Genomic DNA, 21705 nt, shown 5'->3' on the forward strand with positions numbered 1-21705 from the left:
GTACGACCAGGGTACTCTTGAAGAATTTTGCCCAACGTGTACAAAAGTAGGCATCTTCATGAGTACTCCTTTTTACAGATTAAGGGAGGTTTAAACATGAGGCCAGATTCTCCTCCAAATTTAAATACAAAAGAATTTGATAATGTTAGCCCAAAAAGAAAAGGATACACAATTAAAAATATCTTCTATTCACAAAAAATTGCACCTTATGTGCTTGTGTTTCCATTCTTACTCATTTTTTGCGGGTTTTATTTATACCCAGTTATTTCTACTGTCTTAATGAGCTTCCAAGAAGTACTTCCTGGCCAAACGAAATTTATTGGGTTAGATAATTACATGAAGCTATTTAATCCAACGTTTTATAAAGCTCTATCCAATACAACGTTTTATACTTTCTGGACAATTGTTATTTTAATACCGTTGCCACTTTTATTGGCAATCGTTTTAAATTCGAAACTAATGAAAGGCAAGACATTCTTCAGAGCTTGTATCTTTATTCCAGCGTTAACCTCTACCATTGTTGCAGGTGTTATTTTCCGACTGCTTTTTGCGGAATCGGAAACAGCCTTTGGTAATTCTTTTATCGGTTTTTTTGGCTTTGACCCTATTGCCTGGAGGCAAAATGAGGCAGCACTTATGTTTCTGATGGTTGGATTGGCAACTTGGAGATGGATGGGTGTAAATATGATTTACTTCTTAACTGGCCTACAAAATATACCCAAGGAAATGTATGAAGCAGCTGAAATTGATGGCGCTAATACCTTTAATAAATTTAGACATATTACACTTCCTTTTTTAAAGCCGGTTACTGTTTATGTATTAACGATCACTTTATTTGCAGGTTATAAAATGTTTGAAGAAGCTTATGTGTTTTGGCAAGTAAATTCACCTGGGAATATTTCTTTAACACTTGTAGGTTATTTGTATAAAGAAGGATTTCAGTATAACCAATTAGGTTTTGGCTCTGCTGTTGGCGTAACGTTATTGATTATTGTAGGGATTTTGGGATACCTTCAACTAAAACTAACAGGTTTCAGTGAGAAGGGAGGTAATTAAATGAAGAATCAGAGTCGCAGAAAATGGGTATCAGGATTATTACTTTTGTTTATGATAATCCCAGTATTAATTGCCGTATTTCCATTGGCAGCATTAACAATCGCTTCATTTAAACCTTCAACAGAGCTGATGAGGTATGGGTTGAATGTTTATCCTCAATTTGAACTTTGGAGTCTAAAAAATTATGTGTATCTATTCACAGATGGCAGTATCTATTTCCATTGGTTTAAAAACAGTGTGTTGATCACAGTTATCTCTACTATTCTAGCATTAATATTTTCATCAATGGTTGGGTACAGCCTAGCCATGTATCGCTTCAAAGGTCAAAGTATTGTTTTGTTTTTAGTTCTATTAATCATGTTGATTCCTTTTGAAATATTGATGCTTCCATTATTTAAAATGATGATTGGGCTAGGTTTCGTAAATACCTATACAGGTGTGATTCTACCTATGATTATTCATCCATTGGCGATCTTTTTCTTTAGGCAATATGCTTTATCTCTACCTAATGATTTAATGGATGCTGCTAGAATTGATGGGTGTACAGAGTATGGAATTTTCTTTCGAATTATGATTCCGTTGATGAAGCCGGCATATGGGGCGATGGGTATTTTATTAGCTTTATTTAGTTGGAACAATTTCCTGTGGCCATTAGTTGTATTACGGACGAAAGAAATGTTAACCCTTCCAATTGGTTTAGCCGGATTACTTTCTCCGTATGGAAATAACTATGATGTATTAATTGCGGGTTCAGTTTTAACCGTGTTGCCTATTATTATTGTTTTTATATTTGCTCAAAAATACTTTATATCTAGTCTTGCAGCAGGGGCAGTAAAAGGATAGTTTATCTAAAAATCTATTAAAATGGAGTGGAATAGTAAAATGACATCATTAATTAATGTGAATAAAAGCGAAAAAAAGGAAGTTATTAGTAAACATATTTACGGCCACTTTGCCGAGCATTTAGGAAGATGTATATATGAAGGAATCTGGGTTGGAGAAGATTCTTCGATTCCAAACACAAGGGGGATTCGCAATGATGTGGTCCAAGCCTTAAAAAAACTGAATATTCCTAATTTGCGCTGGCCCGGTGGATGTTTTGCTGATGAATATCATTGGAAGGATGGGATTGGACCTAGAGAATCCCGCCCGAGCATTGTTAACAATAACTGGGGAAAAGTCGTTGAAAATAACCACTTTGGAACACATGAATTTTTGGATTTCTGTGAACAAATAAATGCTGAACCATATATTTGTGGAAATGTCGGCAGTGGAACGGTTCAGGAAATGCAAGAATGGATTGAATATATTACGTTTGATGGGGAATCCCCTATGGCTGATTTAAGAAGAAAGAATGGAAGGGATAAACCATGGAAGCTTAAATATTTTGGGATTGGAAATGAAAACTGGGGATGCGGTGGAAAAATGAGAGTTGAATATTACGCAGATCTTTATCGCCGCTATCAAACGTTTGTTAGGGATTTTCAAGACACCCCAATCTACAAAATCGCATGTGGTCCTAGCGAGGCAGATTATCATTGGACAGAAGTGATGATGCGTGAGGGGACAGGAAGAACTGAGCCATTCCCAGATCGTGTCGTAACGGATATTTGGGAACATCACCGTCCTGAGATGGATGGACTCGCCCTTCATTTTTACACGCGTAATCGAGCAAACTATGATTCAGCAACTGAATTTACGGAAGAAAAATGGTTTGATTATATGAAAAGAACACTTGTGATGGAAGAGCTGATTCAAAAACATACGGCGATTATGGATAAATATGACCCTGAGAAAAACGTTGATTTAATCGTTGATGAGTGGGGAACTTGGTTTAAAGTTGAGCCAGGTACAAATCCCGGATTCCTCTATCAACAAAATACACTGCGTGATGCACTTGTGGCAGGCATCAACCTTAATATTTTTAATAACCACTGTGACCGAGTCCACATGGCTAACATTGCACAAATGATAAATGTGTTACAGGCATTGATTTTAACTGAAGGAAAGAACATGATTTTGACTCCTACCTACCATGTATTTGAAATGTATAAAGTTCACCAAGAAGCAACGTTACTTCCTGTTAGTGTGAGTACTGGGGACTATACATATGGGGAAGATAGTCTTCCAATGCTAAATGTCTCTGCTTCTCAAGATCATTCAGGGAAGGTTCATATTTCCATCTGTAATCTAGATCCTAATCATTCAGAAAAAATCACATGTAATCTTAATGAAATGAAAGATTTTTCAACTGCATCTGGACGGATATTAACAGCAGAATCGATGAAAGAACATAATACATTTGAAGCTCCTAATCGAATTGAGCCAACTGTATTTGATGAAATTGAACTCCATAATGATACGATTTCTTTTACAATTCCATCGAAATCTGTACTCGTCATTGAAGTTCAATAATAAGTAGATTCACAGAAAACTCTCTTAAGCTAATAAATAAGGGAGTTTTCTTTCCTTCTATTCGAGCATCATCACTAATTAAAGGATGGAAGCCAGGATGAAGCTTTGCAAGTTATGTGAAAATAGATCAAAGGTATAGAAGGTAGGGATAAGTATGGTTGATAATATGCTTTCAAAAATAAATTTTATAGGAGATTGGGTAATAAGGCTTGCCTACGTTAATTTTCTATGGATTATGTTTAGTGCAATGGGCTTGTTTCTTCTAGGTATTTTTCCTGCGACTGCAGCCATGTTAACTGTGATCCGGAAATGGCTACTAAAAGAGCATGTATCGGTTTTTCACACATTTAAAAAAAGCTACCGGCAAGCATTTACAGATGCTAATTTTGTGGGCTGGCTGTTAGTTATAATTGGATTCTTTATTTACATTGATTTTATCTTTTTAACAAGTATGAATGGAATTATATTTACTATTTTGTTGTTTATTTTACTATCCGTTAGCTTTATTTTTCTTTCAATCGTTTTATATATCTTCCCTGTATATGTACATTTCCAATTAAAAAAGCTTGAATATGTCAAATATGCTTTTATTATCAGCTTGTCATATCCCCATCTTACAATCCTTATGATTCTAGGAGCTATTGTATTGATTGCGGTGTTCATTACCTTCCCGTTGTTATTTCCTTTCCTATTAGTTAGTTCACTTGGATGTCTAACAATGTATATTAGCAAAAGGGTATTTCAAAAGGTTGGGAGTAGTTTCTAAGCACTTTAGTTAGGGAAGATAAACTTTTTGTAGAAAAACACTCAAATCGTTACAATCAATGTAGCAATTTGAGTGTTTTTTTGAGAACGATATATAGATAAACAATTTCTTCAATGCTTCAAAATATTGCCTTGCATAATGTAGAAAACCGTAAAAGGAAAAGTGAGAAACCGATTGATAATCTTTCATCCTTCTGTTCTAGCCTTAGTGAGAAGTTAAAATTATTGTGAACTATAACTTTCCGTGTATGTGGCATAATACAAATACTTTAACAGAGAGTTAACTAAATACTTACCAAATCAGGAATAGAAGTAAGAAGGTGAGGAAAAAATGTCTACATTTCATGGATCTTTATGGCCAGAAGAACCTGCTCCAATAGAACAAACAAATTGTTGTGAGTGTGGTCTTGATAAGCATGGTTCAAGAATGATCTGGGGAGAAGGTAACCCTGAAGCACCTATAATCGTCCTTTTAGATAATCCGGGTGCACGTGAAGATCGAGAAGGTAGCCCGACAGTATGCGGAACAAGACAAACACTTCAACATGCAGCCAACCATGTTGGCTTAGATGCAACAGATTTATATGTTACATATATCCTAAAACGAAGACCTGTTCGAGCCTATGACAAAGAAACTGTTAGGGAGAAGTGTATGAGACATCTTTATCATCAGTTAGAAGTAAAAAAGCCTTTGTTTATCATGTGCCTAGGAAACGTGGCAACACAGTCCTTTTTACAAGATCCTACAGCAGAGGTAAAATCTTTGCGTGGGAAGCTTCACGACGTACGAGGTTATAAGACAACGGTAGCTTATCATCCATTGGCGGTAAGACGGAGACCTAATTTATGGTCTTACTTTTTAGAAGACTGGAAAAACCTTGCTGATGTTTATTCTTCACGATGATGATATGGAGAAAAACAACTTTAATTGAAAGGATCCCAATTGTGGAGAATGGTTAATGCTTTTTTTGGATTTTTTCGAGTTTATTGATTTTATCTTATCTTTTTGAAACAAAAATTAATTATTCTTGAACATTTGTATACAATAGGGTAACTCTATTGAGTGACTGTTTGGTGTAAAAAAACCGAACAGTCTTTTTTATTTATAACCAAGGATATCTATTTTGGAAAGTTTGATGGATTGTTTAATAACTTTTGGTTTCATGATGTGTATAGATGAGAATATTAGTTCTGAATTATAACCAATTTAAGTGATTGAGGTGTAATACTTTATAAATCAATGATTTCTCTATCGTGCGAATTCCAACATGAAAAAAGTTGAATTTCAAATAAATTAAAAAATTTCCAAATAAAGCGTTTACATTTCTAGGTTTATCAATTAACATACTTAATAAAGGCACTGGAGGAAGTAAGTGGGAAAATTTATTTGTGAGGGTGTCTTACAAAGATGTCGAAATAATCAGAATTTTAATCTAAACTAATAAATAAGCAAGATTACAGGATTTTGAGTAAATATAACATTTTCTGATTTAAAAAACTAAATAAAGGCACTGGAAAAAGAAAGTTGTGAAAAGAGGATATATATATGGATATACAAAGAACAGGAGATTTAAGGTTAATACAAGAGTTAAATCGATCGCTAATTCTGGATACAATTCGGAAACGTGGGGCAATCTCAAGAACTGAAATAGCAAAAACGATTAGGATAAGTCCTACAACAGTTACCTCTGCAGTCACTGAGTTAATAAATGAAGGGCTTGTTTATGAGGATGGAGTCGGAAGTTCGAGTGGTGGAAGAAAGCCAGTGTTACTTCGATTTAACCCTAAAGCTCATTCTGTAATTGGTGTATCGGTCACGAATTCTTTTATTAAAATCGCAGATATGGATCTTGAAGGAAACATTATAAAAAAAGAAATTCATCCTACAAACAATTGTTTAGGGGATGATATGATTCAACTTTTGTTAGAGGTTGTTGAACGATTTACTAAAAATAAGGAGGATCTTGAAAAGTGTCAGGGGGTTTCCATTATCACTCCAGGGATTGTAGATGCACATAATGGGGTCATTTCTTATAATTCAAAATTAAAATTATATGATGTACAGTTAAAAAAAATAATAGAAGAGAAAATTGGTTTACCAACTTTCGTCGATAACGATGCAAATGCATACGTCTTAGCTGAAAACTTTTTTGGTTCATTTAGCCATTATAAAGATTTACTATATGTAACAATTGGTGATGGAGTTGGTTCCGGAATAATGATTAATGGTTCGATTTATCGTGGTTTCCTTGGTAGTTCAGGAGAGTTTGGTCATACAACTGTTGTCCAAGATGGAGTTAAGTGTGATTGCGGTAATAAAGGATGTCTAGAGAACTATACCAATTGGCCGACAATCTATTCAAAAATCGTATCAGCTATCATAACGAGGGGCTCTAATACAATCATTAAAGAACTTTCTTGTCATGATTTAACCCAAATAAAGCCAAAGACATTTATAGATGCTGTTAATCGGCAAGATGATTTGGCAGTTGAAATTTTGGAGGAAGTCGTAAAATACTTATCAATTGCTGTAACTAATATCGTACATATGTTTAATCCACAAGTTGTTATCCTTAGTGGAAGTATTGTTCAAGATAATCCACTACTTTTAAAAAGAATTAATGAAATGGTAGCAAGTAAAGTGATCCCGGTATTGAAGAAAAAAGTCAACATTCAAAGCACTTCACTCGGACCAGAATTTGAATTACTCGGTTCGGCAGCTGTCCTTCTTCATGGGAAGTTTAAATTTGAAATTTCTTAAGGATAAGTCCTTTTAAGGGGGTGGTTTAGCTTGAATAACGCTACATCTTAGAACTACAGATCGTTTTTCTGATTACTCTTAACAGAGTGGAAAGAAAATGAAGCTATTAATTGGGGGATGAGAGAGGTTATGAAAAAGATTTTTAGTTGGATAGCTTTAACGTTGATGGTTATTTCTTTAGTTGCATGTAGTTCTAATTCTAGTAGTGGTGAAAATAAGAAAAAGCTAGAGGTTGCATTATGGGATGAAAATGCAAGTGATGCAGTAGATGCCTCAATCGAAGCCTTTAAAAAAGACCACCCAGATGTTGAAGTTAATGTCACCTATACGCCTTGGGCAGATTATTGGACGAAATTAAAGACAAGTTTAGGTGGAGGAAGTGGTCCAGATGTCTTCTGGATGAATGGTCCGAACTTCTATCAATATTCAACACAAGGATTAATTAAAAACCTGGAACCTTTTATTTCTCAGGATTCTCAATTTAACAAAGATGCATATTTCCCAGCTGTCGTTGATCTTTATTCTTTAGAAGGAGAGTTATACGCTGCACCTTACTTTGTTGATGCTGTTGGTCTATTTTATAATAAAAAGCTTTTTGACGAAGCAGGGGTAGAATATCCGGATGAATCATGGACATGGGAAGATATAAAAGAAGCGGGAGAAAAATTAACGAACCACGATAAAGGCATTTATGGCTATGCTGCTCATACTGTAGGAAACCAGCAAGGATACTACAATTTAATTCACCAAGCAGGCGGTTTTATTATCAGTGATGATAAAACGACTTCAGGATTTAACACCCCAGAGGCTAAAAAAGCTTTCACCTTTTTACAAGATCTATTTGATAAAGGCATATCTCCATCTACACAATCTCAAATTGAAACAAAAGTTGATCAATTATTTATTTCAAATAAACTTGCTATGTTACCATCTATCAATGTAAATGCGTCTACATTTGTGGATGAATTAGGAGACTCTGTTGGAGTTGCACCACTTCCAGCAGGAAAGCAAGAAGCAGCAATTGTCCATGGTATTGGCTGGGCGATGAATGAAAAAACAAAAGATGAAGAATTAGCATGGGAATTGGTTAAGTATTTAGCAAATGAAGATGGCAACCGTGTTATTGCTGAAACGGGTTTTTCAATCCCGGCGATTAAATCGATGAGTGATATTTGGAAAGAATCATTGCCATCATTAGATTTACAAGTCTTTATTGATGCTCAAGAGACAGGTGTAGCTTACCCTGTGTCAAAACGTACTGCAGAATGGCAAGATATTGAAATGAAAGAAATACAAGCTGCCTTTTTGGGCCAACAGACAATAGACGAGGCTTTAGAGAAAGTTGGAACGGAAATGAATGCTATTTTGAAAGAAGAACAAGAAGAATAATAGAATCAAATTTTTAAAACGAATTAGTTTTTTAGTGAGAAGGGGTCAATTGGTTAATTGCACGTAAAATGGCTATTTCCCTTCTCAACATAGAAGTGTAAGCTCATCCTATTAAATGAAGGTTGAGCATGAAAAAATCTAAATGAAGGGAGAGGTTTAGTTGGAAAATTCTGTGGCAACAGAGAAAAGGCAGGAACCGGTTTTACCTAAATTGAAAAAATCTAAAATTAAAAAGGAAGTATTATGGGCTTATCTATTTATTGCACCGACTGTACTTGGCCTACTCGTGTTTTATATGTTTCCAGCGATGGCGTCTTTTGCTCTCTCGTTTACGAAATGGAACGGTATAAGTACCGCAGAATATGTAGGTCTAGATAATATCATAACATTACTAAATGACAAATCATTCATTCGTTCGGTCATCAATACGGTTGTGTTTACGATAATCTCAGTTCCGCTCTCTGTTATTTTTGCTCTAGTAATCTCTTTATTACTGAACCAAAGGGTAAAAGGGATGGTCATTTATCGTACTCTTTACTTCTTACCAGTAGTTACGATGCCTGTAGCAGTCGGAATGGTTTGGAAGTGGCTATATAACACAGAATATGGACTGATCAATTATATTTTAGGTCTTTTTGGACTTCCGCAACCCTCATGGTTGTTTAATCCAAGTATCTCATTGATCGCTGTTATTTTAGTTTACGTCTGGATGACGATAGGGAATAATGTGATCCTCCTTCTAGCTGGTCTACAAGGAATCGACAAAATGTATTATGAAGCCGCACAAATTGATGGTGCTTCAAAAATCAAACAGTTTTTCAACATTACACTGCCGCTTATTACACCAACATTATTTTTCGTATTCATCACCGGCATGATTAGTTCTCTTCAAGTATTTGACTTGATTTATATCATGATTGGCGATAGCAATGCCCTATTAGAGCCATTGCGAACTGTTGTGTTTGGGGTTTATGAAACGGGCTTCAAGTATTCACAAATGGGGATGGCTTCTGCACAAGCCTTTCTATTGTTCTTAGCAATTTTGGCCGTTACAATTATTCAGTTTGTCTTCCAGAAGAAGTGGGTTCACTATGATGGGTAAAAAGGAGTTGCTAACAAGATGAAATTAAAAATAGGTAATCATGTATTGCTGATTTTTGGGGCATTTATAATGATTGTACCGTTTTTATGGATGGTTTCCACTTCGCTAAAAACATTTGGAGAATCAATGCAAGTACCACCAACAATCTTTCCTAAGGAATGGAAATTTGAAAACTATGCTGAAGTTTTCGAGAGTGTTAATTTTATAAAATACTATATTAACACGATTATCTTGACTCTTGGTAGAACGATAGCTCAGTTGTTTTTATGTTCTATGGCTGCATTTGCCTTTGCCCGTTTAAGATTCCCTTTTAAAAATACGATCTTTATTGCGATTTTATCTGTGCTGATGGTTCCTCCACAAGTTATTTTAATTCCAAACTATGCGATCTTAACTCAGCTTGGTTGGATTGATACGTTTTATGCATTAATTGTACCAGGTATGTTTAGCGCTTTCGGTGTATTTTTGTTAAGGCAGTTTTTTATGGGCATCCCAAAGGAACTAGATGAAGCAGCAACGATGGACGGATGTTCATTATTCGGGATTTATTGGAGAATTATCCTTCCAAATTCAACACCGGCATTAATTGCATTAGGTATCTTCACCATTCTTGCAGCGTGGAACGATTTTCTCTGGCCGCTTGTTATGACGAGTTCAGAGAATATGAGAGTACTATCGGTAGGAATTGCTGCCTTCCAGGGACAATATTCAACTGATTATCCGTTGTTAATGGCCGGAGCTGTTCTTTCAACGATTCCGATGCTGATTATGTTTATCTTTTTCCAAAAACATCTAATCTCAGGAATTGCCTTGCAAGGGGTTAGAAGATAGCTTATTAGAATTGCTTAGGAGGATACAAATGGGTTTAGAGACAAAAGATTTAGCGATCGGGGTGGACTTAGGAGGTACTAAAATATTAGTAGCGTTAATCTCGGTTGAAGGAAAAATCATTAAGGAAATAGAGTGCAAATCATCAAAACATGGAGCTGAACATATTTCAAATACGATTATCAACGCAATAAATCAATTATTAGAGAATGTTAATAGAGGAAGATTGAGAGGAATAGGCGTTGCATCAGCAGGTGTCATTGATTTAAAACGAAATGAAATTGTATATGCCAATAATTTAAGCTTAGAAAATTATGCAATTGGAGCATTGCTTAAAGGGCACTATAAACTTCCTGTTCGTGTATGTAATGATGCGAATTCCGCTGCCATTGCTGAATGGATTTGGGGAGCTGGAAAAGGTAAAAGAAATCTGATCTATATTACGGTGAGCACAGGTATTGGGGCTGGAATTATTAGTGACGGTAGATTAATAACAGGAATCAATGATAGTGCAGGTGAATTTGGACACATGACTATCATTCATAAGGGCGAACAATGTGAGTGTGGAAACCGTGGATGTTTAGAAAAATATGCATCCGGTACAGCGCTCGCAAAACTAGCCAATCAAAGAATGAAGAATCATAGTAGCTTGTTACATGATCTTAAAACTGGATCAGAAGTAACAAACGAAGAGATTGCGTTAGCTGCTGAAAAAGGCGATCCCTTATCTATTTCTTTACTTAAAGAAGTTGGAGAATATTTGGGGGCTGGTGTAACAAGCTTAATTCATTTATTCAATACCGAGGCAATTGTCTTTGGGGGTGGAGTCATGAATATGTCAGATTTTATTCTACCTACAGTTAAAGAATATGTTACGGAAAATAGCATCTCTCAAATGAGTAAGGAGGTTGTGATTCGAAAAACCGTGTTAGGTAAAAGAGCAGGCGTTATGGGGGCATCTGGTTTATTTTTTCAAATTCAAGAGGCTGATCCAAGTATCAATGTTTAGGGAGAGTTGTATCTAATTATAAAGGTAAAGGGGCGTTTTTTGTGTTTAAAACACTAGTCATTGGAGCTGGAACAATGGGATCTGTTCATGCTCATGCATATAAAAAATTAACAAATGTTGAGTTAGTAGGAGTAGTTGATCGTAATTATCCAAAAGCAATGGAGCTGGCAGAACAGGTTGGGGCCAAAGCGTTTCGAACATATGACGAGGCGGTAGCTAGTATTGGAAAGATCGATGTTGTATCGATTTGTTTACCTACACCACTTCATAAAGAATATTTGATGAAGGCTGCTGATCAAGGAAGTCATGTTGTATGCGAAAAGCCTCTTGCAAGAACGTTAGCGGATGCAAAAGAAATGATTGCCTACTGTGAAGAGAAAGACGTTAAGCTATTTGTAGGGCATGTTGTAAGATTTTTCCCAGAGTATATCAGAACAAAGCAATTACTGGATATGGATAAAATTGGTTCTCCAGCGGTTGTCAGGACAACAAGAGGGGGAGGATTTCCTAGTGCGTCCAATGATTGGTACGCTGACTTTAACAGTAGCGGCGGCTTAGTTTTAGATATGATCATTCATGATTTTGATTACTTAAGATGGTGTTTTGGTGAGGTTAAACGTGTATATGCGAAAAGCAGCAAGAGTCGTGTGTACTCAAGAATAGAATATGCTCTCGTTACATTACGATTTAAAAGCGGCGTAATTGCCCACGTCGAAGGCACTTGGGCACATCAAAACTTTACAACCAAATTTGAAATTTCTGGAACTAATGGGATTATTGAATTTGATAGCTCGAAGGTTGAGCCTATCGTTACTGGTAGAAATAGCAGTAGTACTGGAGGAGTCGCTGTTCCTGAAAGTCCATTAAAAGATAATCCTTATTTCATGGAAATACAGCATTTTTTACATTGCATTGAGAAGGATGAACATCCAATTGTTACGGCAGAGGATGCGGTGAAAGCAATGGAAATTTCTTTAGCTGCTTTAGAATCAATAGCAACAGGTAAACCAGTTGTATTAAATGAGGAGAAAGTTAAGGAGGTAATTCGATGAAAGTCGGAATGATTAGTTTTGCTCATGGTCATGCATACGGATACGCTAACGCATTACAAAAAATAAAAGGAATAGAGCTTGTTGGAATCGCAGACGACAATCAAGATCGGGGCAAAGAAGTTGCTTCAAAATTTCAAACGAAGCACTACTTGGATTTTCACGAATTATTAGATCAAGATATTGAGGCAGTTATTATTACCTCTGAAAACAGTCTTCATATGGAGCATGTAGTGAGTGCTGCTAGAAAAGGTATTCATATACTATGCGAAAAGCCATTAGCTTCTAAAGTGGAAGATGCAAAAAAAATGATCCAAGTATGTAAGGAAAACAACGTCATTCTTCAGACGGCTTTTCCTGTTAGATTTAACACTCCGATTGTAAATGCCAAAAAAATCATTGAAAATGGCGAACTTGGAAAAATTATTGCGATTAAAGGAACAAATCGTGGAACGAACCCAGGTGGTTGGTTTGTCGATAAGGAAAAATCAGGTGGCGGTGCAGTCATTGATCATACTGTCCATGTAGTCGATATCATTCGTTGGTACACAGGTGCAGAAGTAACGGAAGTCTATGCTGAAGTGGATAACAAGATATCTGAGTATGATATTGATGATTGTGGATTATTGACAATGGAATTTGATAATAACATGTTTGCTACATTGGATTGTAGCTGGTCTCGTAATAAAACGTACCCGACATGGGGAGATGTGACCTTGGAAATCATTGGAACTAACGGGACTCTAGCAGTTGACGCCTTTGAACAGAAGACGAATGTGTATAGTGATGACGGTGTACAATGGGATTTTTGGGGAGACAACATGGATGATGCGTTAGTCGCTGATTTTATTACAACAGTCAAAGAAAAGAGAAGTCCTTCAATCACTGGAGAAGATGGTCTGAAGGCGTTAGAAGTAGCGATTGCAGCCTACGAATCTTCAGAAAAGAAACAGCCAGTTTCTCTTATTTAAAAATTGTGGAGGTCAATTCTATTATTTAAGAATGACCTCTTTATTAGGGAGTGGATCTACATGTTAAAGGGGATCAATCAATGGTGTTATCCAGAGGGAACTCCGCTTGAAAAAGTATTTGAATATAGTCGTGACGCAGGCTTCGATGCAGTAGAATTAAATGTATATGCAGCAGGCGGAATAGGGCTAACAATAGAAACAACCGAGGAGGATGTAAAGAAGATCGTAAAGCTTGCATCTTCATATGATTTAAAACTTAAAAGTTTATCAACTGGGTTATTATGGGATTTCCCACTTAGTCATCCGGATGAATCTATCAGGGAACAAGGGAGAAAAGTAATTGAAAAACAGATTCAATTAGCAGCAATGATGGATATTGATACGATTCTAGTCGTTCCAGGTGTTGTATCAGAGACTATTACCTATTCTGAATGCTACGATCGAAGTCAAGCTGAACTAAGAAAACTCCTCCCAATTGCAGAGAAGAACCAAGTCACCATTGGAATCGAAAATGTATGGAATAAATTTTTACTATCTCCACTAGAAATGGTGCAATACATTGACGAATTTGAGTCTGATTATCTTGGAGCTTATTTTGATGTTGGAAATGTATTACAGTTTGGCTATCCAGAGCAATGGATTCGTATTTTAGGTCATCGAATTAAAAAGATTCATGTCAAGGATTTTAATACCTCTGTAGGAAACATTACTGGATTTGTCCCATTACTAGCAGGCAATGTAAATTGGCATAATGTCATTCAAGCGCTCAGAGAAATTAATTATCATGATCCGATAACAGCTGAAGTAACCCCATACAAGTTTGACCCTCGACCTTTAGCTTTTGATACATCACGGCATATGGATCTCATTATTGGTTGAGAAGAATATTATTGGATTAAAGATGGTAACACGTTATTGGTAATAGTGCAAAAACTGTTACAGATCCTCTTCTTCAGCTATCTTTCAAGCAGAGGATCTTCTGTTTTCCGTGTAAAACCTTAAGGGGGGAAGAGAATGATGTCAAAAGTAAGAGTTGGATTTGTGGGGGTAGGAGGGATAGCAGCTGTCCACCTACGACATATTTCGAAAAATCCAGATGCAAAGGTTGTTGCGGTTTGTGATATTGTTGAGGAAAATGCCCGATTCACAGGGCAACAATACGGTGCAACTTCATATACAGACTTCGATAAAATGCTTATAGATGAGAAGTTGGATGCATTATTTATCTGTGTTCCTCCGTTTGCCCATGGTGACATTGAGGAGAAGGCAGCTCGCCGTGGGATACATCTAATGGTAGAAAAACCGGTAGGAATAAATCTTGAATCCGTAGAGAAAAAGTATGAAGCAATAAAGAATACCGATATTCTCTGTGCAACAGGGTATTGTTTACGTTACTTAGATACTGTTGCAATCGCAAAAGAGTTTTTGTCAGATAAAGAGATTGCCATGGTTCGAGGCTATTATTTAACATCCTTTGTGGAGACGTCATGGTTTAGGGAAATGGAGAAATCAGGCGGGCAACTTGTTGAACAAGCCACACATATTGTAGATTTAATGCGTTATTTAGGTGGAGAAATTGATTCGGTCTTTGCTGATATGAATCTCCAAGTCTTAAAAGATATCTCGAGAATAAATATCCCGGATGTATCATCTATTAATTTTACTTTTACGACAGGAGCCGTCGGCCATTTAGATTGTTCACTAACCCAGCCGGATCACCGAATGGGAATAGAGTTAATTGGAAAAGGTTTCCGGGTCGAAGTAAATGGAACTGATGTAACAATTGTTGAAGGAAATAAAAGTACCACCTATAAATCAAAGGTGGATTTCTATGAAGAACAAGATCATGCCTTTATAGAAGCTGTGAAAACAAAAAATAAAGATTACATTCTTTCTTCTTACGAAAATGGACTTAAAACACTCACTGTGACACTTGCGGCAAATACATCAAAGGAAAAAGGTAAATCTATGAGAATAAATAATGTGTCTTAAAAATGTAAGTCCAAAGAGTATCAATGACTTAACTTGTACATGTTTTAATACAATCCAAAGACAGAATTAAAAGTAGAATGTACCGCAAGCACATTGTAATGTTACGATTAAAATCGATAAAAGGACTTTATCAGCTTTTGATTAATATAAACATTAGAAATGACAATAAATTTTCGTCCCCTAGTGTAGTATAGTAATCTACTTTAGGGGTAGATTTTTATTCTATCCATATTTTTCCTGACTTTTAACTGTCTGCACTAAATGTTGAGAAGATTCAAAATTTCATATTGAAAATTTAACCAAAATGTTGTACTGTAAACATATCGGTTCTGTAATATCAAAATCCGTTTTATATTATAAAACAATTATATGGAATCCAAAAATGTAAGCGGTATAAAAGCGGTTTTTAAACAAATACACATTTTATCAATTAGTGTTCCTTAAAAGGTGCGATCACAATATCTGGAATATCAATATCAGTCGTAATTTCTAGTAATGTAAATTATGATATATAACTGTGTAAAATCGTTTATTTACCAAAGAAGGAATGAGAAATTTGCCAATTATCCAATCTGTAGATCGAGCCTTACGAATTTTAGAACTTTTTGATGACCGCGAATACGAATTAAGCATGACAGAGATTAGTAAACGGATGAATCTCCATAAAAGTACAATTCATTCATTACTAAAAACATTACAGACCCATCGTTATATTAAACAAAATGAAGAGAATGGAAAGTATTCCTTAGGCCTTAAATTGTTTGAACGAGGGAATTATGTCATCGAAAATATAGATCTTCGAACAAATGCTAGAAAGTATTTAGAATTGGTGTCTGCTAAAACCAATTATACCGTCCATTTGGTCATATTAGATGGCCAGGAAGGCGTATATATTGATAAAGTAGAAGGTCGTGGAGTGACTGTGCTTTATTCAAAAATTGGTCGGCGTGTTCCTATACATACAAGTGCAGTTGGAAAAGCATTAGTAGCTTTTAAAGATGATCGTGATATCGAGAATATCTTGACAAACTATCAGTTTACTAGAAGTACAGAAAAAACGATCACGGATAAAGAAGAGTTTTTGAGTGAACTACAAAGCGTACGTAATAATGGATTTGCTGTAGACAATGAAGAAAATGAACCTGGAATCTTTTGTTTGGCTGTTCCAATCATGGATCATACAGAAAAGGTCATCGCAGCCATTAGTATGTCTATGTCAGTTTCAAAGGCAACAGACGAAATCATAAATAAGTACAAAGCTTTATTAAAAGAAACAGGTGAGCAAATATCCGTTTCTCTAGGGTATGGATATAAAAGGATATGATGAAATGGGCTTTAGCCTATTTTTATCTATATATTAAAACTGAGTTTTATAATATAAAACAGGAGGGTTTTTAATGAGAATAATCCGTTATAAGAAGAATGAAGCCGCACTTCAATTAGCAGCAGTTAATAAGGAGAGTTTTGTTTTTGACTTACCATACCCTGATTTTATGACTTTTGTTAACGAAGCAGAGAAACAAGGAAAGACACCGTTAGCATTAGCTCAAGAGTTTACTGCTAATGAGCCTGTTGAAAAATATGAAAATATGATCCTTACAACACCGCTAGATGCGCCGGAAGTATGGGCATCTGGAGTGACTTATGAAAAAAGCCGTGATGCTAGAAATTATGAAGCAACAGAGGGGAAACTGGATGCTACTACGTTTTATGATAAAGTTTATGATGCCGAGCGTCCGGAAATTTTCTTTAAATCAACAGCTGCACGTACAGTTGGTCCGGGCCAAGATGTTTATCTTCGTTCAGATTCGAACTGGCAAATTCCTGAGCCGGAATTAGGATTAGTTATTGATAAAGAAGGAAAAATTTTAGGCTATATAGCCGGGAATGATATGAGTTGCCGTGATATTGAAGGGGAAAATCCTCTTTATCTCCCACAAGCAAAAATGTGGAAGAATTCTTGCTCAATTGGACCAGCAATCTTATTAGCGGATGCAGTAGAGAATCCATATGAATTAACCATTACTTGCCGCATTTTCCGTCGTGACGAAAAGGTGTTTGAGGGAATGGCAGGAGTAAATCAATTAAAAAGAAAGCTGGTTGAATTAGTTTCATACTTAGTACTTGATAACGAAATTTTTGATGGCACAGTATTGTTAACTGGAACTTGCGTCGTTCCTCCTAATGAATTCACATTAAAGGACGGGGATACAATTGAAATTGAAATTTCAGGAGTTGGCACTCTTAGAAATCCAGTTAAACAATTAGTGAAAAAAGAATCTGTTGCTAACTAAGGGTGATTTTATTCATCACTTTGGGAGTTAAAAAAATTAATTTTTTATAGGGAGTGGATTATTGTGAGTCAAACGAAAACAGCAACACAAACATTTTTAAATTATATTAATAATGAATGGAAACAATCTTCTGATCATGATGTGATTGCGAGCTATAATCCCGCAAATAAAGATGAGATTGTAGGGAATGTACAAAAATCATCAAAGGCTGATTTAGACGAAGCTGTAAATGCGGCACACAATGCCAAAAAAGGGTGGCGTAAGTTAGGTCAGGCAGCACGTGGACAATTGTTATATAAAGTAGCCGATATTCTAGAAGAAAACCTTGAGGATATCGCAGAAACCATGACGCGTGAAATGGGTAAAACATTACCCGAGGCAAAAGGTGAAACAGCAAGAGGAGTTGCCATTTTGCGTTATTATGCAGGAGAAGGAATGCGTTCAGACGGAGATACAATTCCATCAACAGATCCTGAAGCACTTATGTTTACGAAAAGAACTCCTCTTGGTGTTGTCGGTGTTATTACTCCATGGAACTTCCCGGTAGCGATTCCTATTTGGAAAATTGCCCCAGCGTTAGTGTATGGAAATACTGTTGTGTTTAAACCAGCTACAGAGGCGGCAGTAACGGCTGCTAAAGTTGTCGAATGCTTTACAAAAGCCGGTTTTCCAAAGGGTGTTCTTAATTTTATTACAGGTTCAGGGTCAGTTATTGGTCAAGGACTTATCGATCATCCACTTCTTAACGGTATTACATTTACAGGTTCTGAAGGTGTTGGTAAAAATGTTGCAAGGTCCGCAACTGAGAGAGGTATTAAGTACCAGCTTGAAATGGGTGGAAAAAATCCAGTAATCGTAGTAAAGGATGCCGATTTACATTTAGCAGTTGATGCGGTATTAAGCGGCGGTTTAAAGTCTACCGGGCAAAAATGTACAGCAACAAGTCGTGTCATTGTTGAGTCAGATGTCTATGATGAATTTAAAGAGCTATTACTTGAGAAAATTGATGAAATTACAATTGGCGATGGTTTGAAAGAGGGTATTTGGATGGGGCCTTGTGCAAGTGAAGGCCAATTCAACACTGTATGCAGCTATATTGAAAAAGGGAAGCAAGAAGGTGCATCACTTATTTATGGTGGTGAAGTGTTAACAGGTGACGAATATCAAAATGGTTATTATGTTCGTCCAGCAGTCTTTGAAAATGTAAACTCTAATATGATTATTGCCCAAGAAGAAATTTTTGGACCTGTATTAGCTTTATTTAAAGTCAATTCGTTAGATCAAGCCATTGAAGTTGCAAATGATTCTAAATACGGATTAAGTGCATCTATCTTCACAAGAAATATTAGTTCATTATTAACATTTATTGATGATATGGAGGCAGGTCTTGTTCGAGTAAATGCTGAAAGTGCCGGTGTTGAGCTGCAAGCTCCATTTGGAGGTATGAAGGCCTCAAGTACAGGCTCTCGTGAACAAGGTCAAGCTGCAAAAGAATTCTATACATCAATTAAGACTGTTTTTGTAAAGGGGTCTTAAAGCTTATATTGTAAGCTATGAATTGCCTATTTATATATAGCCCTATATTTAAAAGCAGGTTGTGTTAAAGCTCAATAATATTTTTTGCACTTTGTTAATTGAAGTGGAGGGCATGAGACTCCTGCGGGAGAAGCGTGTCAAAGGGAGACCTCACAGGCGTTTACGCCGAGGAGGCTCCGGGACCGCCGCGGAAAGCTAATTCCCGTAACGGAAATCAACAGCCAAGTTTAACAGAACCTCAAATAAAAGAAGTAAATATGTTCTGATCATTTTTCTAAAGCCTCGGGTTGATTAATAATCCGAGGCTACTTTTCATGAGGTGCAGGAACTTAAAAGCCCGCACTGATTAGGGAGAATACATAAACCTAAGCTTTTGTTGAATGTCGATATTGCGAAGGTGTCATGTCCATTATTTTTTTAAAAGTTCGATGGAAATAGGGCATGCTTTCAAATCCGCATTGTTCAGCAATACTTGAAACATTTTCTTCTGTTTTAAGTAATAATTGTTTGGCATTTAAGATTTTTTTCATTTTGATATATTCTGATACATTTAACCCTGTCATTTGTTTGAATACCCGGCTTAGGTGTGCTGAGCTAACATTCCCGTATTCTGCAAGAAAAGATAGAGTAATTTTTTCAGAAAAGTGATCTTCTATATATTCCAGTATCATACTTAACCACTTAGGAATGGCTTTTTGTGTAGCTGTATAAGGTGAATGTTGATGGATGATTGAACGATTTAAGAGCAGAAGTATTAACTGCAGTTGTATAAGAGCGGCTTGATTATAGCCTGATTTTTTATGAGTAAACTCATGATCTATATTTTCAATCATAGACTCTAGTTGTTTTTGCTGCTCGTTATTTAATGAATAACGATAATTATTCAAACGTGAGCTTTCATCAAAAATATGTAAAAAAGAAAATGTGTCTCTAGAGCTTAGGTTTGTCATTAATAGAGGGTTAAAAAAAATGGCCGTTGAAGTTATGGGACTCTCGGAATTTGGGATGGAATAGTGAATGGTATTTGCAGGGATGACAAAAATATCTCCCTTTTCCATATCTATGAAACTGTAATCGATGAAAAAGGTGCCTTTTCCTCCGTAAACATAAACGATTTCATACCAATCATGAAAGTGATTCGGTAACTCGCTTTTTGGGGTTTTTGTTTGACGATAGTCAAATTTAAATGGAAAAAAGGTTTCTGAATGGAAATTTTTCTTAAAAGGCTTCATCCTACTATGCTCCTTCAACAAGACTGTTATTTCTTATAACATATCAAAATAGGGTATAAATTAGCAATATACGCAATTTAACTTTCAGAAAATGATGTATATAATGCAATTAAAGCGCTTCCGTTAAATTGGATCATTAATAGGTAAAGGAGTTTGACTTAAACGATAAGAATGGTCAAGGTTTCATAGCGCGTTAAAATCAGATAAAAGATTAATAAGTTTAATATCGGTTAATTAAGAGTAGCAAAAAGTTCAATCGAAAGTCTTTCCAAAAGGGTGTGACACTATGAAAGTCATAAGTTGTGAAGAACCAAGGCGATTTACCGTAAAAGAAGAAGATGTTCCAAAGATAAAGAAAGATGAAGTGCTTATAAAAGTTAAGAGGATAGGGATATGTGGAACAGATATTCACGCCTTTTATGGGAATCAGCCATTTTTTACATATCCAAGAGTATTAGGGCATGAATTATCTGGTGAAATAGTTGAAGTTGGTATGAATGATCGTGATTTAAAAGCTGGTGATTTAGTTGCCATTATTCCTTTTTTAGAATGTGGAAAATGTATTGCATGCCGTAAAGGAAAAATGAATTGTTGTACAAATATGAAAGTATTCGGAGTTCATATTGATGGGGGAATGAAGGAGTATATCAAATTACCTATTGATCATGTATTAAAAGTAAATGGCATTAGTTTTGATAAGGCTGCAATGATTGAGCCTTTGAGTATCGGAGCGCATGCAGTAAGGCGTGCAAAACTTGAGGAACATCAATTCGCTCTTGTTATTGGTGGAGGGCCAATTGGATTAGGTGTAATGAAATTCGCAAAGCTTGCAGGTGCAAAAGTGATAGCTATGGATATTAACGAAGAGCGATTGCAATTTTGTAAAGATTGGGCACACGTTGATTTTACGATTCATGCACGGAAAGATCCAGTTGAAGAAATAGCTAAAATGACAAATGGTGATTTTCCAGAAGTTGTTTTTGATGTTACAGGTAATAAGTCATCCATGATGAATGCTTTTCAATATGTTAGTCATGGAGGACAACTAGTCTATGTTGGTCTCGTAAAGGATGATCTATCATTTAATGATCCCGAATTCCATAAAAGGGAAATGAGTTTACTGGGAAGTCGAAATGCAACACCTGAAGACTTCGAGTACGTTATTTCGTGTATGAAAAATGGAGACATTGATGTGAATCGGATGATTACAAAACGGTTTACATTAGATGATATAGTGACCGATTTTGAAGAAGTTACGAATCCAGTAAACAATACAATAAAAGCTATTATTGAAGTATAACCAAAT

The 21705-nt window shown here is 36.0% G+C and carries 19 protein-coding genes; 18 read left to right on the plus strand and 1 reads right to left on the minus strand.

What is annotated here, in order from left to right; all coding sequences use genetic code 11:
• Positions 1–96: 96 nt before the first annotated feature.
• The 17 genes from AC4GZ8_RS02845 (at position 97) to gucD (ending at position 19167) form a co-directional block, all read left to right on the plus strand.
• Entirely contained in the window at positions 97–1056 is a 960-nt protein-coding gene (locus AC4GZ8_RS02845) for a carbohydrate ABC transporter permease (protein WP_491080286.1), read from the plus strand.
• Entirely contained in the window at positions 1057–1899 is an 843-nt protein-coding gene (locus AC4GZ8_RS02850; RefSeq protein WP_491080287.1) for a carbohydrate ABC transporter permease, read from the plus strand.
• A gap of 39 nt (positions 1900–1938) precedes the next feature.
• The gene (locus AC4GZ8_RS02855) at positions 1939–3471 is read left to right on the plus strand and encodes an alpha-N-arabinofuranosidase (RefSeq protein ID WP_491080288.1); all 1533 of its coding nucleotides are present in this window, start codon (positions 1939–1941) and stop codon (positions 3469–3471) included.
• A 154-nt stretch (positions 3472–3625) separates the two neighbouring features.
• Positions 3626–4237 (plus strand): YesL family protein, encoded by a 612-nt coding sequence (locus AC4GZ8_RS02860; RefSeq protein ID WP_491080289.1) that lies wholly within the window; start codon positions 3626–3628, stop codon positions 4235–4237.
• A 330-nt stretch (positions 4238–4567) separates the two neighbouring features.
• Positions 4568–5140, plus strand: a complete 573-nt coding sequence (locus AC4GZ8_RS02865; RefSeq protein WP_491080290.1) for a uracil-DNA glycosylase — start codon at positions 4568–4570, stop codon at positions 5138–5140.
• Positions 5141–5782: 642 nt separating this feature from the next.
• Entirely contained in the window at positions 5783–6997 is a 1215-nt protein-coding gene (locus AC4GZ8_RS02870) for an ROK family transcriptional regulator (RefSeq protein ID WP_491080291.1), read from the plus strand.
• 129 nt (positions 6998–7126) lie between these two features.
• A complete protein-coding gene (locus AC4GZ8_RS02875; protein WP_491080292.1) occupies positions 7127–8386 on the plus strand; it encodes an ABC transporter substrate-binding protein in 1260 nt (419 codons plus the stop codon).
• A gap of 160 nt (positions 8387–8546) precedes the next feature.
• Positions 8547–9488 carry a carbohydrate ABC transporter permease gene (locus AC4GZ8_RS02880; protein WP_491080293.1) on the plus strand — a complete coding sequence of 314 codons (942 nt, stop codon included), beginning with the start codon at positions 8547–8549 and terminating at the stop codon, positions 9486–9488.
• A gap of 18 nt (positions 9489–9506) precedes the next feature.
• Positions 9507–10319 carry a carbohydrate ABC transporter permease gene (locus tag AC4GZ8_RS02885; RefSeq protein ID WP_491080294.1) on the plus strand — a complete coding sequence of 271 codons (813 nt, stop codon included), beginning with the start codon at positions 9507–9509 and terminating at the stop codon, positions 10317–10319.
• 28 nt (positions 10320–10347) lie between these two features.
• Complete coding sequence (locus AC4GZ8_RS02890) at positions 10348–11325, plus strand: ROK family protein (RefSeq protein ID WP_491080295.1); 978 nt, start codon at positions 10348–10350, stop codon at positions 11323–11325.
• A 41-nt stretch (positions 11326–11366) separates the two neighbouring features.
• Positions 11367–12377, plus strand: a complete 1011-nt coding sequence (locus tag AC4GZ8_RS02895; protein WP_491080296.1) for a Gfo/Idh/MocA family protein — start codon at positions 11367–11369, stop codon at positions 12375–12377.
• Positions 12374–13345, plus strand: a complete 972-nt coding sequence (locus AC4GZ8_RS02900) for a Gfo/Idh/MocA family protein (protein WP_491080297.1) — start codon at positions 12374–12376, stop codon at positions 13343–13345. The genes AC4GZ8_RS02895 and AC4GZ8_RS02900 overlap by 4 nt, the downstream gene beginning before the upstream one ends.
• A 60-nt stretch (positions 13346–13405) precedes the next feature.
• Positions 13406–14224: a sugar phosphate isomerase/epimerase family protein gene (locus AC4GZ8_RS02905; RefSeq protein ID WP_491080298.1), complete on the plus strand. Its 819-nt coding sequence runs from the start codon at positions 13406–13408 to the stop codon at positions 14222–14224.
• A 138-nt stretch (positions 14225–14362) separates the two neighbouring features.
• Entirely contained in the window at positions 14363–15337 is a 975-nt protein-coding gene (locus tag AC4GZ8_RS02910) for a Gfo/Idh/MocA family protein (protein ID WP_491080299.1), read from the plus strand.
• A 556-nt stretch (positions 15338–15893) separates the two neighbouring features.
• On the plus strand, positions 15894–16661 hold the full coding sequence (locus AC4GZ8_RS02915) for an IclR family transcriptional regulator (RefSeq protein ID WP_491080300.1): 768 nt from the start codon (positions 15894–15896) through the stop codon (positions 16659–16661).
• A 73-nt stretch (positions 16662–16734) separates the two neighbouring features.
• Entirely contained in the window at positions 16735–17631 is an 897-nt protein-coding gene (locus AC4GZ8_RS02920) for a fumarylacetoacetate hydrolase family protein (RefSeq protein WP_491080301.1), read from the plus strand.
• Positions 17632–17694: 63 nt separating this feature from the next.
• The gene (gene gucD, locus AC4GZ8_RS02925) at positions 17695–19167 is read left to right on the plus strand and encodes an alpha-ketoglutaric semialdehyde dehydrogenase GucD (RefSeq protein WP_491080302.1); all 1473 of its coding nucleotides are present in this window, start codon (positions 17695–17697) and stop codon (positions 19165–19167) included.
• A 365-nt stretch (positions 19168–19532) separates the two neighbouring features.
• Here gucD and AC4GZ8_RS02930 read toward each other — a convergent pair whose 3' ends face one another.
• The gene (locus AC4GZ8_RS02930) at positions 19533–20399 is read right to left on the minus strand and encodes an AraC family transcriptional regulator (RefSeq protein WP_491080303.1); all 867 of its coding nucleotides are present in this window, start codon (positions 20397–20399) and stop codon (positions 19533–19535) included.
• A gap of 286 nt (positions 20400–20685) precedes the next feature.
• Between AC4GZ8_RS02930 and AC4GZ8_RS02935 the strand changes: the two genes are divergently transcribed.
• On the plus strand, positions 20686–21699 hold the full coding sequence (locus tag AC4GZ8_RS02935; RefSeq protein WP_491080304.1) for a zinc-binding alcohol dehydrogenase family protein: 1014 nt from the start codon (positions 20686–20688) through the stop codon (positions 21697–21699).
• Positions 21700–21705: the final 6 nt, after the last annotated feature.

The organism is Metabacillus sp. RB-C-LZQ-3-1, from assembly GCF_058315175.1.

Bases quoted from the DNA above. Each gene is read 5' to 3' on its own strand.
- AC4GZ8_RS02845 (WP_491080286.1), top strand. From the start codon at position 97: ATGAGGCCAGATTCTCCTCCAAATTTAAATACAAAAGAATTTGATAAT.
- AC4GZ8_RS02850 (WP_491080287.1), top strand. From the start codon at position 1,057: ATGAAGAATCAGAGTCGCAGAAAATGGGTATCAGGATTATTACTTTTG.
- AC4GZ8_RS02855 (WP_491080288.1), top strand. From the start codon at position 1,939: ATGACATCATTAATTAATGTGAATAAAAGCGAAAAAAAGGAAGTTATT.
- AC4GZ8_RS02860 (WP_491080289.1), top strand. From the start codon at position 3,626: ATGGTTGATAATATGCTTTCAAAAATAAATTTTATAGGAGATTGGGTA.
- AC4GZ8_RS02865 (WP_491080290.1), top strand. From the start codon at position 4,568: ATGTCTACATTTCATGGATCTTTATGGCCAGAAGAACCTGCTCCAATA.
- AC4GZ8_RS02870 (WP_491080291.1), top strand. From the start codon at position 5,783: ATGGATATACAAAGAACAGGAGATTTAAGGTTAATACAAGAGTTAAAT.
- AC4GZ8_RS02875 (WP_491080292.1), top strand. From the start codon at position 7,127: ATGAAAAAGATTTTTAGTTGGATAGCTTTAACGTTGATGGTTATTTCT.
- AC4GZ8_RS02885 (WP_491080294.1), top strand. From the start codon at position 9,507: ATGAAATTAAAAATAGGTAATCATGTATTGCTGATTTTTGGGGCATTT.
- AC4GZ8_RS02890 (WP_491080295.1), top strand. From the start codon at position 10,348: ATGGGTTTAGAGACAAAAGATTTAGCGATCGGGGTGGACTTAGGAGGT.
- AC4GZ8_RS02900 (WP_491080297.1), top strand. From the start codon at position 12,374: ATGAAAGTCGGAATGATTAGTTTTGCTCATGGTCATGCATACGGATAC.
- AC4GZ8_RS02905 (WP_491080298.1), top strand. From the start codon at position 13,406: ATGTTAAAGGGGATCAATCAATGGTGTTATCCAGAGGGAACTCCGCTT.
- AC4GZ8_RS02910 (WP_491080299.1), top strand. From the start codon at position 14,363: ATGTCAAAAGTAAGAGTTGGATTTGTGGGGGTAGGAGGGATAGCAGCT.
- AC4GZ8_RS02920 (WP_491080301.1), top strand. From the start codon at position 16,735: ATGAGAATAATCCGTTATAAGAAGAATGAAGCCGCACTTCAATTAGCA.
- AC4GZ8_RS02930 (WP_491080303.1), bottom strand. From the start codon at position 20,399: ATGAAGCCTTTTAAGAAAAATTTCCATTCAGAAACCTTTTTTCCATTT.
- AC4GZ8_RS02935 (WP_491080304.1), top strand. From the start codon at position 20,686: ATGAAAGTCATAAGTTGTGAAGAACCAAGGCGATTTACCGTAAAAGAA.